Genomic DNA, 13948 nt, shown 5'->3' on the forward strand with positions numbered 1-13948 from the left:
TATCGCGCTAAGGTCACCTTGTAACAAGCAAGGAGATCAGACATGGCTAGCCCAACAGCACTTATGAAAACCCTGACAGCCAGCATACTGTTTGCTGGCACTATGACAATCATGTCAAATGGTGTAGCGGCATCACCAGCACCTGATCATCCCCAGTCTGGCTACGGTAGATATTATGATGAATATTACCGCCCGCTGACCGTTTATATTGATTTTGATGGCCCACAGCGTGAACGCCGCGAAGAACGTATTGAAAGAAGACTAGTAGATGCAATACAGCGCAGACTGGATAGACCTGTTCGGTTTACTGACAGTCGCCGCCGCGCTGATATGATTATCAAGGCACGTGAGCTTGATTATGATCTGTCGTTCCGCATTACAGATGTAGACCGAAAGGATAAAAGCTACGACAATCGCTACCGATACGGCCATGGCCGGTGTGGTAACCTTTATAAAGCGTATTATGACCGTATTGAGGAAAAAGGCACCGCATATTACCGCTACCAATTATCAGTTCGCCTGAAAGGTGAAATGCGGTTCAAAGATGAGTTCCGGGGACGTGCCAGAGAAGATTTTAAATACGGAAGAAATCTGCGCGCAGCAACCAATTGCGGGATCAGACCAACCGATATTTACCCATCTTCAAAGGTAGCGCGTTTGTTTGAAAAGGCTTCCCCCGGTTACAGACACACGGTTGCACGCGAAATACGCCGTGAAACTTTAGATGATCTGGGGCGGCAAATTGCTCGTATCATTAATAGGACGACAAAACAGATAGCAGATGCCTCTTGGTAAATGCTTGTATAGGCGCCCAGAGTTAGACCCCCGGGCGACAGGGTACCATACCCCATATGCAGCTGTTCCCTCGCTGAAGCTGTACCCTGTAGCCCCCTATGGCACCCGAACTATCGGGTGCCATTTTTTACCGCTTCCCAACCTAGATAAGCCCCAGTTTTTGCTTTGCCCGATTGATAAAGTCCTGATCGACATGAGGCGGTGTAATATCCACATCATGTGCGAGTGCATCTGTTATGCAGCGCAAAACAGCGATACGGGCATACCATTTTCTTTCCGCTGGAATCACATACCAGGGCGCTCGCACTGTGGAGGTATGGTCAAACATATCTTCAATGGCCTGCGTATACGCCGGTATTTGTTGATGATTTCGAATATCTTCATCCGTTAACTTCCACTGCTTGGCCGGGTCGTCAAGCCGTTGTTCAAACCTGCGAAGCTGTTCCTTGGGCGAGATATGCAAAAATATTTTCACTAAGCGGACACCGTCATCAAGCAGCATCGTCTCAAGCGCCTTGATTTCACCGTAGGCGCGCATCCAATCTTGCTGCGGGATCAAGCCGTCCACACGTTCAATAAGAACCCTACCGTACCAGGACCGGTCAAATACTGTTGTATGGCCCTCAGAAGGAAGATGTTTAAAAAAGCGCTTTAAATAATTCTCTGAGCGTTCAAGCGGTGTCGGGGCAGACACATTCACAACCGACACGCCGCGTGGGTCCAGCTTTTCTGTTACTCGCCGAATGGCACCGCCCTTGCCCGCCGCATCCCAGCCTTCGAAGATGATCACAGCCTTACGCTGTTGATGATAATAGGCCTGCTGAATATGCAGCATTTGCAGTTGCAGTGCATGCAGTTGACGGCTGTAGACACTTTTATTGGCAACAGAGAAAGCGCCCAGATCAATGGCAGATAATTTCTGCCCGCTCTGCGCTATATAGTGGTCTGATACCCGCTTGCCTGCCATAGTGTTTACCCGCACCAGTTTCGTACCAGTAAGACACTACCCCGTACGCACGCAGATATCTATATTCTCATATTCAGGAAACTCGGTTGTAAAAGCCTTTTTCAGGTAGCCTTCTACTTTTTCATCCATTTTAGTGCTTGTTTCCCCCACACGTATTTCCAGTTTCAAACTTTGTGTTTCCCAATCGGAATCGATCAGCAAGTGACGCGGTGCTGACCCGTCCACAGAGGCCATTGGTTTTTCTGCTATATTTTGATCAGAGACCAAAAGCCTATAATCCAAATCGTTCAACAGGGTATCTTCCAAACGGTCTCGGAAGAAAGTTATTAGCCGTTGGCTTTTACGTTTTTTCAGTACCGCAGAACACCGACGAAATCCCTCTTCAATCAACTCTGCTGCACGTGATTGAGGAATATTTAAGTTATAGAAGCTATCAGCACGCTGATGGAAATGACTTCGGTATTCGTTGTCTTCCGGGTTCAAAAGCCCAGATTTAAGGCAATAATCAAATATCGGTGTACCTGGAAGTGGCGTTAGAACACTAAGGGCCGGGTTGTCTGGCTCACACTCTTCCATGAAATCAAGAGTTTCCAATATATCTTCTTCCGTTTCCCACGGAAATCCAATGATAAAGAACATTGTCAGTGACAGACCCTCAGACCGTATAATCTCGGCTGCACGCCTGATACTTTCTAAACTGGATCCTTTTGCAACTTGCTTTAATGACCGCTGCGATCCGCTTTCTGCACCTATTGCAATAGCAACGCATCCAGCCTCTTTAAGGTTTCTAACCAGTTCCTGAGTAATGACATTAGGGTGGATTTCACACCACCACCGAAACTCCTCTCTGGGAAGAGATGCCAAACCAGCCTCTTTAAACTTGTTGCACATATCGATAGCAACCGACTGCTTCGTCACCAGACAATCATCCTGGAAAGAGAAAAAGTTAGTACCAAACTCGCGTTTGATCGCCCATATCTCCTCAACCAATCGGTCATGAGACATCCGTCTGACTTTACGGGTCCAGGTACCGCGACTGTCACAGAACGAACAACCGTATGGACACCCCCTAGAGGTAAAGAGTAGCCCAAAATCATTTGGTGACATCAAGTCTGCATTTAAAACTACATTTCGGGCAGGAAATGGAATGTCATCAATATTTTCGACATAGGGCCGCATGGGATTCGTGATCAGCTTACCATCAGAGAGATAGGATATGCCTTTCAGTGCCGAGTAATCACGGCCTTCCTCAATACACTTTACAAGTTCAACAAACGTGACCTCTCCCTCACCGCGCACGACAATATCTGGTTTCACAATACGCAGTACATCCTCGGGGCACGATGATGCATGGGGGCCACCCGCAACGATTACTGCCTGCGGGAATTCATTGCGAATACGCTCCACCAATATCTTGGAAATGAAGAATTTAGCAGTCCGAATAGAAATCCCGATAACATCCGGGGAATGTTCATTTAAGGTTTCAATCACATACTTATAGCAAAGGTCCTCTGCATCCTTAACCCTGCTTTCAAAAAGATGAAATTTCTGAACTTCATTGTGCCTGTCTTTGCCGCTAGGCGGTAGAAACTTACCAGGTACAATGTCCGCATTAAGAATATGCACATTTGAATATCCATGCGCCTGCAAGCTCCCCGCTAAGTAAGCCAACCCAAGCGGCAGTCCATTTTGACTTTCATCCAGAAACGAAAAAAAAGGTGGGTCAATAAGTACGACTGAAAAGTTTTTCATAGAGACACCCTTACATAGGTTAGTAGCTAAGCTTCACGTCTAAAGCTCGGCGACAAATGCCCCCAATTCAGTCTACGCTAACACACGCAACCACCATGAAAGAAATAAATATTACATTAATCACTTTTAAGGTGTATTCTATCTTGCAATGCGGATATTCTGTGTGAATTCACATAAAAAAGGCCGCCTACAGGCGACCTTTTTTCTTACTAGGTAGAGATACCGCGCTTTATTCGAACGCTTCGTCCCACGAGCCAGTTGTGGCAGCTTTAGAGTATTCCGTAGCCCGGTTTTCAAAGAAGTTTGTATGCTCAACCGCATTAAGCATGACATCAAGCCACGGCAGCGGATTCTTCTCCACATGATATATTTTGTCCAGACCCAGCTGGATCAGACGCCGGTCTGCAATATAGCGGATATACTGTTTAACCTCTTCAGCTGTCAGGCCTTCAATCGGCCCCATCCCAAACGCCAGATCGATGAAAGCGTCTTCATGCTCTACGATAGTTTTGCAGGCCTCGTACATCTGGTTGATCAAATCATCATCCAGAATTTCAGGGTTTTCAGACGTTAAAGTGTGGAAAAGCTTGATAACACTGTCACAGTGCAGGCTCTCGTCACGTACGGACCAGGTTACAATCTGGCCCATCCCCTTCATCTTATTAAAACGCGGGAAGTTGAGCAGCATCGCGAAACTTGCAAAAAGCTGCAACCCTTCCGTAAAGGCACCGAAAACAGCAAGCGTCAGAGCAGTCGACTTCAGATCATCTGAATTAAACTGCTGCATGTAATCATATTTATCCTTCATTTCCTTATACTTAAGGAATGCAGAATATTCAGCCTCAGGCATGCCAATTGTATCAAGAAGGTGCGAATAGGCTGCAATATGGATTGTCTCCATATTGGAAAAAGCACTTAGCATCATCTGGACTTCTGTTGGCTTGAACACCTGCGTATAATGCTTCATATAGCAGTTATTCACTTCGATATCGCTTTGCGTGAAGAAGCGGAAAATCTGGGTAAGCAGATTTTTCTCGCTTGGGCTAAGCGATCTGGCCCAGTCACGCACATCCTCTGCCAAAGGAACTTCCTCAGGCAACCAATGGATTTGCTGCTGTTTTAACCAGGCTTCATAAGCCCATGGATACCGAAAAGGTTTATAAACATGACGTTCTTCAAGAAGTGACATAGATCTCTTACCGTTCTAAATTTTGGTTATGCACCTTTAAACCGGAAGCAGGCTGGAACCCGCTCCATTCCAATATGCTCATAATAAGTGACAGCGCCCGGCGCTGAAACAAGATACAGTGTCGCAGCACCGATATATTTTTGTGTTTCGCGAATAAGTCCCTGCCCAATACCGGCTGCCTGACACGCAGTATCAACTGCCAGATCTGACAGATAACAACAATATGCGAAATCCGTTACAGAACGCGCAATCCCAACCAAAAGGCCAGTTTCGTCCCGTGCCGTTATGATCAGATCAGACCCGTCCAGCATGGCTTGCACGCGTTCCAAATCGTCAACTGGACGGCGTTCCGCCAATGTTGATCGGTGCAGTACAGCGCGAAACTCCTCAACACTGATGGACTGTTCCCGTGCAATTGTTATCGACATCCAACCACTCCTGCGCGGCAACCAATATCTGCATTTTCCAAGGGACTAAAACGCAGCCCCTTCACAGAGCTGCGTGTATATCTGCCCAAACTTTTTACTGGCAGGCCAGACACTCTTCATAATCACTGGTGTTACTGGCAGCTGCCAGATTAAGCTGTACTTCAGTCTGCTGGAGTTTTTTGCTCTCTGCCGCAGTAGAGACAACCTCTGCACGCTGGATTGATTTGGAACGACAGTAATACAGGCTTTTCAAGCCGCGCTTCCATGCCTGATAATGAATCTGGTGAAGATCCCGTTTATGCACGTTTGCCGGCAGGAAAATATTCACAGACTGTGCCTGACTAATAAACGGCGCACGATCCGCAGCCAGCTCCACGACCCAGCGCTGATCCAGTTCAAAGGCAGTCTTGAAGACATCCTTTTCATCCTGTGTCAGGAAGTCCAGATGCTGTACAGACCCTTCACTGACTGTGATAGAACTCCAGACCTCTTCTGTGTTCTGGCCTTTTTCTTCCAAAAGCTTGGTCAGGGCACGGTTACGCACATTGAAACTGCCTGAAAGGGTTTTCTGTGTGTAACTGTTCGCTGCAATCGGTTCAATACCAGGGCTTGCGCCACCACAAATCGTAGAAATTGACGCCGTTGGCGCAATCGCAGACTTGTTGGAAAAGCGCTCCATAATGCCGTAATCCGCAGCATCGGGACACGGCCCACGCTCAAGCGCAAGTTCTTCCGACGCACGATCGGCTTCCTGCTTGATGTGTGTGAAAATCTTCTTGTTCCACGCCTTCGCCATCGCGCTTTCAAATGGCACCATATTATCCTGCAGAAAACTGTGGAAGCCCATAACACCCAGACCTACCGAACGCTCCCGCATCGCACTGTAGCGTGCCTTGGCCATACTGTCCGGCGCACGGTCAATAAAGTCCTGCAAGACATTATCCAGGAACCGCATAACGTCTGGAATGAAATTAGCGTCATCTTTCCAGGCTTTGTAATATTCAAGATTGAGCGATGACAAACAGCATACCGCCGTCCGTTCGTTGCCGAGATGATCCAGACCTGTAGGCAATGTAATTTCTGCACACAGGTTGGATGTTTTCACGGTCAATCCAGCCAGTTTATGATGCTCTGGCATAGAGCTGTTCACTGTATCAGAATAAATAATGTATGGCTCGCCCGTCTCAACCCGTGCGGTCAGGAGACGTATCCACAAACCCCTAGCAGAAACTGTTGTCACCACATGACCGTCTTTTGGACTAAGGAGAGCCCAGTCTTCATTAGCTTCGACAGCGCGCATGAAAGCGTCTGACACCAACACACCGTGGTGCAGGTTTGGTGTCTTCCGGTTAGGGTCACCACCGGTTGGACGGCGCAGTTCAATAAACTCTTCAATTTCCGGGTGGCTGATCGGCAGATACACAGCCGCAGAACCACGGCGTAGCGACCCTTGAGAAATGGCAAGTGTCAAACTGTCCATAACACGTACAAACGGTACAATTCCGCTGGTTTTACCCACACCGCCGACCGTTTCACCGATAGACCGCAGATTACCCCAATAACTGCCAATGCCGCCGCCACGGGACGCCAGCCAGACATTCTCTGTCCACAAATCCACGATGGAATCTAGCTTGTCCTGCGCTTCGTTCAAAAAGCAGGAAATCGGCAAGCCACGGTTCGTACCACCATTTGACAAAACAGGTGTCGCCGGCATGAACCACAGATTCGAGATATAATTATAAAGGCGCTGAGAGTGCTCTTTATTGTCACCATAAAAACTGGCAACCCGTGCGAACAAATCCTGAAAAGATTCGCCCGGCAGCAAGTAGCGGTCCAGCAGAGTAGCTTTACCAAACTCTGTCAATTGATCATCCCGGCTGCGATCGATTTCGACCGCGCCGCCATGTTCGAAATGAGTAATTTCAAACATTGTGCCCATATCTCCCTTACCCGCATTCTTCACGGAGTCAGATTCCATCATTTCCACAAGAATAACCCTGTTTTTAATAGCCAGCGCACTCAAGTTCAAGAACAAAAGAGGAACATCTAACTTTTACATTTAATTTCAATGATTTACAAGAAGATGACCAACAACAAGCCCCCTTGAATTAGCCAATCCTCTCTTCACAAAACCAAGATAGAGTCGAAGGGGGTCCCGCGTCAAGATAGTGCGTAAAATAAATCCAAACCCCCTATATCTTGTGTAGTTTTTCGAAAATTTTTACGCAGAAGACAAGCTTCGTCATCAGCCTGCAATAGTATTGCAACCTGACAACGTCAGCATTACCGGCGAGTCGCCTGAGTTGAATGAATTTTACGTTGTCTGAAGGGAAAACCTAGAGACCGATTTCACCAATCGCGAGGAACTTTTCACGGCGGAGTTCCCGCAGCTTGTCAGGGCCCATGCCTGCCATTTCCCGCAATGACTGTTCAATCTGATCACCCAGCATATTCATGGCACGCTCTGGGTCACGGTGGGCACCGCCAAGTGGCTCTTCCACAATTCCATCAATGACTTTCAGCTTCATCAGGTCCTGTGCAGTAATTTTCAGCGCATTGGCAGCTTCTTCCGCTTTTTCGTTTGTGCGCCAGAGAATCGATGCACAGCCTTCCGGCGAGATAACGGAATAGATTGCATGCTCCATCATCAGAACCTTATTACCGGCCGCGATCGCCACTGCACCGCCAGAGCCCCCTTCACCAACGATGGTACAAACAAGGGGAACACGCAGGTTAAGACATGTATCCGTTGACCGGGCAATTGCTTCGGCCTGTCCGCGCTCTTCTGCCCCTACGCCTGGGTATGCACCAGGTGTGTCAACCATCGTCAAAATCGGCAATCCGAACCGGTCGGCCATTTCCATCAGACGAATAGCCTTACGGTATCCTTCTGGGCGTGCCATACCAAAATTATGTTTGATTCGAGACTGTGTGTCTGACCCTTTTTCATGGCCCATAACAACACACGCCTCCCCACGAAATCGCGCCATACCGCCGATGATTGCCTCATCTTCGCCAAATGCACGGTCACCCGCAAGCGGAACAAAGTCTTCAAAGAGATGATTTGCGATATCACTGAAATGAGGACGCTCAGGGTGACGCGCCACTTGCATCTTCTGTTTGGGCGACAAGTCAGCATAGGTATCTTTCAACAGCTTGCTCAGCTTCCCCTCAAGCTGAGAAACCTCCGCCGTTATGTCTACTTCCCCTTTTCCTGAACCTGGCGAGAAGCTCCGCAATTCACGGATCTTGCCTTCCAATTCAGCAATAGGTTTTTCAAACTCTAGAAACGTCATCATATACTGCCAATCCATTTGCGCCCCTTGCCCCAAACTTGATCATGACCCTATCATAGGGATTAATGCGCTCTCTGTCCAATTTGGCGCAACTTCACCAAGTTGGACCGCGCTGTCAAGTCCAGAACCATTCGGTCTATTAAATAGACCCTTTCTATCTAATCCTCTATATTTTTACTCAGAGGGTGTTTTTCAAGAACCAGTGACTTCATTCTTTCTTCCAGAACATGGGTATAAATCTGTGTTGTTGAAATATCAGCATGCCCCAGAATTTGCTGCAAAGACCGTAAATCAGCTCCGTGCGCCAATAAATGGGTTGCAAACGCATGCCTGAGTTTATGCGGACTTACCAGATCAGGTGCTATACCTGCACTGATTGCTATATCTTTCAATAACTGACCAACGCGGCGTCTTGTCAGGTGACCTTCCTTACCACGGGACGGGAACAAAAAATCAGACTCTGCATAGTCCCCAAGTTTGACAAGTACCCGGTACCGTTCAAGAGCTACACGGGCCTTGCTACCAATCGGAACAACCCGTTCGCGCCCGCCCTTTCCGCGCACCAATATCATGCGGGTATCCGGCCCAACAGCACGGGCAGGCAATGCCACCAGTTCACTAATCCTTAGCCCTGTTGCATACAGCATTTCCAAAAGGGCGTGCAGGCGCAGTGCAGACAGACTTTCGGGCTCCGCGTCCGCGCCGTCCTCTGCGGTCTGCAACAACCTGTCGACAAAGTCCTCAGACAAAACCTTTGGCAGCGGACGTTCAAGACGTGGTCCCTCGATCCCCTGCGCAGGATTATCGGACCGAAAGCCATCCCTATACAGAAACAGATAAAACTGCTTTAACGCAGATAACCGCCTGGATGCTGTGCTGGTGCTGAACCCGCGGGCATGTATCTCTGCCAGATACTGACGAACATCTTCCGTCCCCGCATTCAGGAGAGGTCCCGGAATAAACTCTGCAAAGTCCTGTAGATCACGCGTGTAAGCTTTCAGGCTGTTCTCTGCCCGCCCTTTTTCTGCGGACAGCATCTCTAGAAACAAATCAATATACTGCGTGTCCGACACGAAAAGCCCTTTCTGAAGGCCCTTACTACAGGCCCTGAGCCACCATCATCTCTACGGCAAGCTGACTGGCTTCTTCTTCCAGCCCCATGCGTCCCAGATACTGCAAAACTGACCCGGCTGTATCAGCAGACATATTGGATATACCCGTGGATGCCATCAGGCGAAGGGCGGCTGCAAGCGTTGCAGCACGATCACCTGAACGGGCGCTTTGAACCAGACGGCGCCACTGGGCTGTAGAGGCTGCAAGCTTGGGACCGGGCTTTCCGATCATTTCCATATGCTGCCACAGGCTTTCCGGCACGGACCTGCCAAATGCCTCAAGGAGCACAACAGGCATTTCAGTATCTATGCTTGATGTCGCCTGTCCTTGCCAGACTTTATAGGCCGACGAGGATACCTCTGTAGATTTGGTGTCCAAAATTGCGATATACGGCCATGCGCGCACCAACTGCACATCAAGGTCCGGGTTATCGCCTGCGACACGTGTTCGCAAATACTGCGCATATTCTGACGCAGCAGAGTAATCCTGCCGCAGAAGGGCAAACATCAACCGGGTATCCACGGATAAAAAGCGTTCATTGTCCCCTTCCACCAAAAGGGCCATAATGGTGTTCCATTCCAAAATACTACCGGTACGGCGCGCATAGGCTTGTAGGGCCTCTACAACAGGCATCAGGTCCGTTTGGCCCGTATCCTCCTCAGGCAGGGCAAGAGTTTTCGCTGCAGCCAGAATTTCGATAGCCGCTGGTAGGTAGGCGTCCCCTTCTACAGTGTCGTCCGATGCATCATTTTCTGTATCCGCCATATCAAGCGACATTAATTCCGAACCGTCAAAATCCGTAGAGCGGATATAGTCAGCCACTGTTTGCAGGGAGATATTATGCCCTTTCAGTCCAAGCATCACCAAATTGGCGCCCGCATCAGCGCCCAGTGTTGGCAGCGCCAAAAACACAGGAACCGCAACAGGATTAACATTATCCGTAGAAACTGATGTAATCGCCACCTGTGACAAACGTGCCATCGCGGCGTTGAGCGGGGTTACCTCCACAGGCCCGGCAAGCACAGTTCCTTCGGGTGCTGAGGGTGCCGTCGGGTTTTCTGCCTGAACCAAAACCTGTTCGATCAACTGGTAGAAAGTTTGCGGCAAGGAAGTTACTTCCTCCAGAACACCCAACTGAAAGTCAACGCCCATTCGGCTGCCGCGCGCTGCCTCGCAAAATGCCAGATACTTCAACCAGTAGGGCGAAGCATCCCTGCGGCGCTCTGTATCAGCAACGGCGCACCCTTCCAGCAGGTCGCCCGACAAAAGAGAGGCAACACTTAATTCATTTGAAAAAAGCGTCTTATCTGTGTCTGCGGGTAAGGCACCGATCAACCGGGCAAAGCCATCAGCATCACCAACAGACCGTATCAAATTCAAACGTGCTTTAATGTAATTGGCCACATCATCCGGACCAGCAGGCGCCGCGGGCATGGATGGGGAAAGAGCGACCCTGCGCAGCAAGTCACGCAGGGAAGGCGACGCATTCTTGGCACTATAAGCATGCAAATAATCAATCACATCTGAACGTGCATAGTCTGACCAAAAAACGGCTGGAAATGCCTGCGTTCCGTCCAACACCCCCACACCAGAAGGGTCTAGCGTTGATAGCTGCTCCCCGGCAAGCGGGTCACGCGGGGCGATCATAGTAGCCTCCGTCTGGCTATTATCTCCGCCCGAAGAAAGAGCTGCGCCTTCCAAGAGAGCTTCATCGCTCGTTACGGCATTACCAGCATCACTTCCCGGCGCGGCAACACCGCCTGACGGCTCGCCAGCCATGACGGCACCCTCCTCAGTGCCAGAATTAGTCCCAGCCTGTGCGGCATCAGACGGAGTTGCCTCTTGCACAGTTTCCTCTACGGGAAGGGCAACAGACCCAACGGGGACATAGGGTTTTGGTAATATCGAAACGGGTTGCCCGACAGATGGGCCTTTTTGGCGCTGAAGTTTCGGGCGGTCTCCGATGAAGAAGGTTACCCTGCTGTCATCAACTTCCTGCACAGCTGGTTTTTGATCCGCGGATGATGTCTCTTGCTCGGCTTCGGCCTGCTGGTCATCAGCAGACTGGCTATCCGTCTGATCTGATTGTTGTTGATCGGTTTCAGAAGTCTCGACCTCTTGCTGGGGTACTTCTGCATCCTGCGCAGAAAGCGGATAGAATACCCCCGCGGTTGAAGACAGCAAAAGAGCTACCATTAATGATTTAGAATATTTACCAGCCACGTCATCCACCCCGAATACTTCACCTACTTGGCATCTGCTTTGCCAACCCTGCTGTGCCCTCCGTCAGTCCAGTTATGGATCAGGATGGGAAGCGGTCATTATCCACTGTTTTTGATACTTTCTCGCTGGGAGCAGGAATATCCCAAGTCATTAAAAATAGTCCGCCGCCAACAATACCCAGAACAACCGCCAGGAAGAGAATTTTCTTTAAAGGTCCCATGTCAGATACAAGCCTCGATTAATCTTTTAAAAACATTAGATTGGTTATAGGGCCAGACGCTACGCAAGTCCAGTAACCAGACAGGGAAACACCAAAGCAGATTTTTTTGACTGAATTATGGTCTGTTGCGCCATAAAATGCTTGGAACAGTGCACAAACAGCGTGTAAACACCGAAACATGCAAAAGGAAACTGCCAAAAAGCGTCCCTTCAGACGCAGCCAAGCCCCCAAAGTCAACAAGTCGATCGTACTTGTCGGACTGATGGGTGCTGGCAAAACCACGGTAGGTCGCCGCCTTGCTAAAAAACTTGGTCTGGAATTTGTCGATTCTGACCATGAAATTGAACGGGCGGCGGACATGTCTGTATCAGATATATTTTCCAATTTTGGCGAAGAGGAGTTCCGTGCAGGAGAACGCCGGGTTATTGCCCGCTTGATGACTGGCAAACCCAAAGTAGTTGCAACCGGTGGCGGTGCATTTATCAACGAAGAAACCCGTGCCCTTATCAAGGAAAAGGCCCTGTCCGTCTGGCTGGATGCTGATATTGATATTTTGGTGGAACGAACGGGCCGTAGGGACACACGCCCGCTTTTGCGCGATGGCGATCCAAAAGAAATCCTGATGCGGTTAGCAGAAGAACGGGCACCAAAGTATGCCGAAGCCGACATTAAAGTACAGTCCTGCCTTGGCCCCCATGAAGATGTCGTGCGCGATATTGTCCGTGCAGTGAATAAAAAATTATCACGTCGCCATAACCGGCGCCGTTTCCATACTCGCTTTAAGAAAAATACCGATCAGACAGGCACTTGAATATGACCGCATCAAACGCCCCAACATTATTGGATACAGTCACCGTACCCCTTGGCGATCGGTCCTATGATATTCAGATCGGCAATGGGCTGATAGCAAATCTGGGAACCGTTATTGCACCTGTTCTGGATCAGAAGCGTACCGTCATTATAACGGACGAAAATGTTGCCCCGCTCTATCTGGAGACGGCACAAAATGCGCTAGAGGCAGCTGGTATCCAGACACAGGCCATCACGCTGAAGGCAGGGGAAACCACAAAATCCTTCCAGTCCTATCAGAATTTGATGGACCAGCTGCTGACGTTGGGAGTTGAGCGAAAAGATACACTGATAGCCCTCGGCGGCGGTGTTATTGGTGACCTTACCGGATTTGCCGCGGCGACCCTTAGGCGCGGTGTCAATTTCATTCAGGTACCGACAAGTCTGCTTGCCCAGGTAGATAGTAGCGTTGGTGGTAAAACTGGTATTAATACGCCGCACGGCAAAAACCTCGTCGGGGCCTTTTACCAGCCACGCATGGTTGTTGCCGACATATCCGTTCTGAACAGCCTGCCAAAACGGGAGCTGCAGGCAGGCTATGCCGAAGTTGTCAAATACGGCCTGATTGATGATCCTGACTTTTTCAATTGGTGCCTTGCAAATGGCAGTAATATCTTTAACGGGGATCACAGCGCACAGGCATATGCTATTGCTACCAGTTGCAGGTCCAAGGCCCGCATTGTCGCCGAAGATGAACGTGAAGGCGGGAAGAGAGCCTTATTAAATCTGGGGCATACATTTGGTCACGCACTGGAAGCAGAATGTGCCTACGACGGAACATTGCTGCACGGTGAAGCCGTCGCCATTGGCATGGTCATGGCGCTTGATCTGGCTGCCCGCCTTGGTACTGGCAGTGATACTGAAAAAGACCTGCTGACCACCCATTTGCGTGACGTCGGCATGAAAACCCGCCCGACCGAGATTGGCCGGAAGTTCACTTCCGACAAGCTGCTGCATCACATGGAACAGGATAAAAAGGTCGAAGCTGGAAAAATGGTTTTTATCGCAGGCGGCATTGGCAGAGCCGAGGTTCGCAAGGATGTTCCTGTTGATATGGTTCGGCAGGTACTGGATGCATCATTATGCAGCTAATGCAATAACTGGAGAGACTTAATT

The 13948-nt window shown here is 49.5% G+C and carries 11 protein-coding genes; 3 read left to right on the forward strand and 8 right to left on the reverse strand.

Annotated elements, in window-relative coordinates; all coding sequences use genetic code 11:
• Positions 1 to 42 precede the first annotated feature (42 nt).
• The gene (locus IE181_RS00165) at positions 43 to 795 is read left to right on the forward strand and encodes a hypothetical protein (protein WP_191249545.1); all 753 of its coding nucleotides are present in this window, start codon (positions 43 to 45) and stop codon (positions 793 to 795) included.
• Between the two features lie 142 nt (positions 796 to 937).
• Here the strand turns inward: IE181_RS00165 and IE181_RS00170 are convergent, their stop codons facing one another.
• From IE181_RS00170 to IE181_RS00205, 8 genes are all read right to left on the reverse strand, one after another.
• Complete coding sequence (locus tag IE181_RS00170; protein ID WP_191249546.1) at positions 938 to 1762, reverse strand: polyphosphate kinase 2 family protein; 825 nt, start codon at positions 1760 to 1762, stop codon at positions 938 to 940.
• 36 nt (positions 1763 to 1798) lie between these two features.
• Entirely contained in the window at positions 1799 to 3514 is a 1716-nt protein-coding gene (locus IE181_RS00175) for a B12-binding domain-containing radical SAM protein (RefSeq protein ID WP_191249547.1), read from the reverse strand.
• 229 nt (positions 3515 to 3743) lie between these two features.
• The gene (locus IE181_RS00180) at positions 3744 to 4703 is read right to left on the reverse strand and encodes a ribonucleotide-diphosphate reductase subunit beta (RefSeq protein WP_191249548.1); all 960 of its coding nucleotides are present in this window, start codon (positions 4701 to 4703) and stop codon (positions 3744 to 3746) included.
• A gap of 26 nt (positions 4704 to 4729) precedes the next feature.
• Entirely contained in the window at positions 4730 to 5131 is a 402-nt protein-coding gene (locus tag IE181_RS00185; protein WP_191249549.1) for a GNAT family N-acetyltransferase, read from the reverse strand.
• Between the two features lie 94 nt (positions 5132 to 5225).
• Complete coding sequence (locus IE181_RS00190; protein ID WP_191251441.1) at positions 5226 to 7070, reverse strand: ribonucleoside-diphosphate reductase subunit alpha; 1845 nt, start codon at positions 7068 to 7070, stop codon at positions 5226 to 5228.
• A gap of 397 nt (positions 7071 to 7467) precedes the next feature.
• Positions 7468 to 8427 carry an acetyl-CoA carboxylase carboxyltransferase subunit alpha gene (locus IE181_RS00195; protein ID WP_191251443.1) on the reverse strand — a complete coding sequence of 320 codons (960 nt, stop codon included), beginning with the start codon at positions 8425 to 8427 and terminating at the stop codon, positions 7468 to 7470.
• 158 nt (positions 8428 to 8585) lie between these two features.
• Positions 8586 to 9500, reverse strand: coding sequence for a site-specific tyrosine recombinase XerD (locus IE181_RS00200; RefSeq protein ID WP_191249550.1), 915 nt, complete (start codon positions 9498 to 9500; stop codon positions 8586 to 8588).
• A gap of 25 nt (positions 9501 to 9525) precedes the next feature.
• Entirely contained in the window at positions 9526 to 11763 is a 2238-nt protein-coding gene (locus IE181_RS00205; protein WP_191249551.1) for a hypothetical protein, read from the reverse strand.
• 398 nt (positions 11764 to 12161) lie between these two features.
• Here IE181_RS00205 and IE181_RS00210 point away from each other — a divergent pair, with 398 nt between their 5' ends.
• Positions 12162 to 12794, forward strand: a complete 633-nt coding sequence (locus tag IE181_RS00210; RefSeq protein ID WP_191249552.1) for a shikimate kinase — start codon at positions 12162 to 12164, stop codon at positions 12792 to 12794.
• Between the two features lie 2 nt (positions 12795 to 12796).
• Positions 12797 to 13924 (forward strand): 3-dehydroquinate synthase, encoded by a 1128-nt coding sequence (aroB, locus tag IE181_RS00215; protein WP_191249553.1) that lies wholly within the window; start codon positions 12797 to 12799, stop codon positions 13922 to 13924.
• Positions 13925 to 13948: the final 24 nt, after the last annotated feature.

Origin of the sequence: Kordiimonas sediminis (assembly GCF_014656395.1) — a bacterium.
Lineage (GTDB): Bacteria > Pseudomonadota > Alphaproteobacteria > Sphingomonadales > Kordiimonadaceae > Kordiimonas_A > Kordiimonas_A sediminis.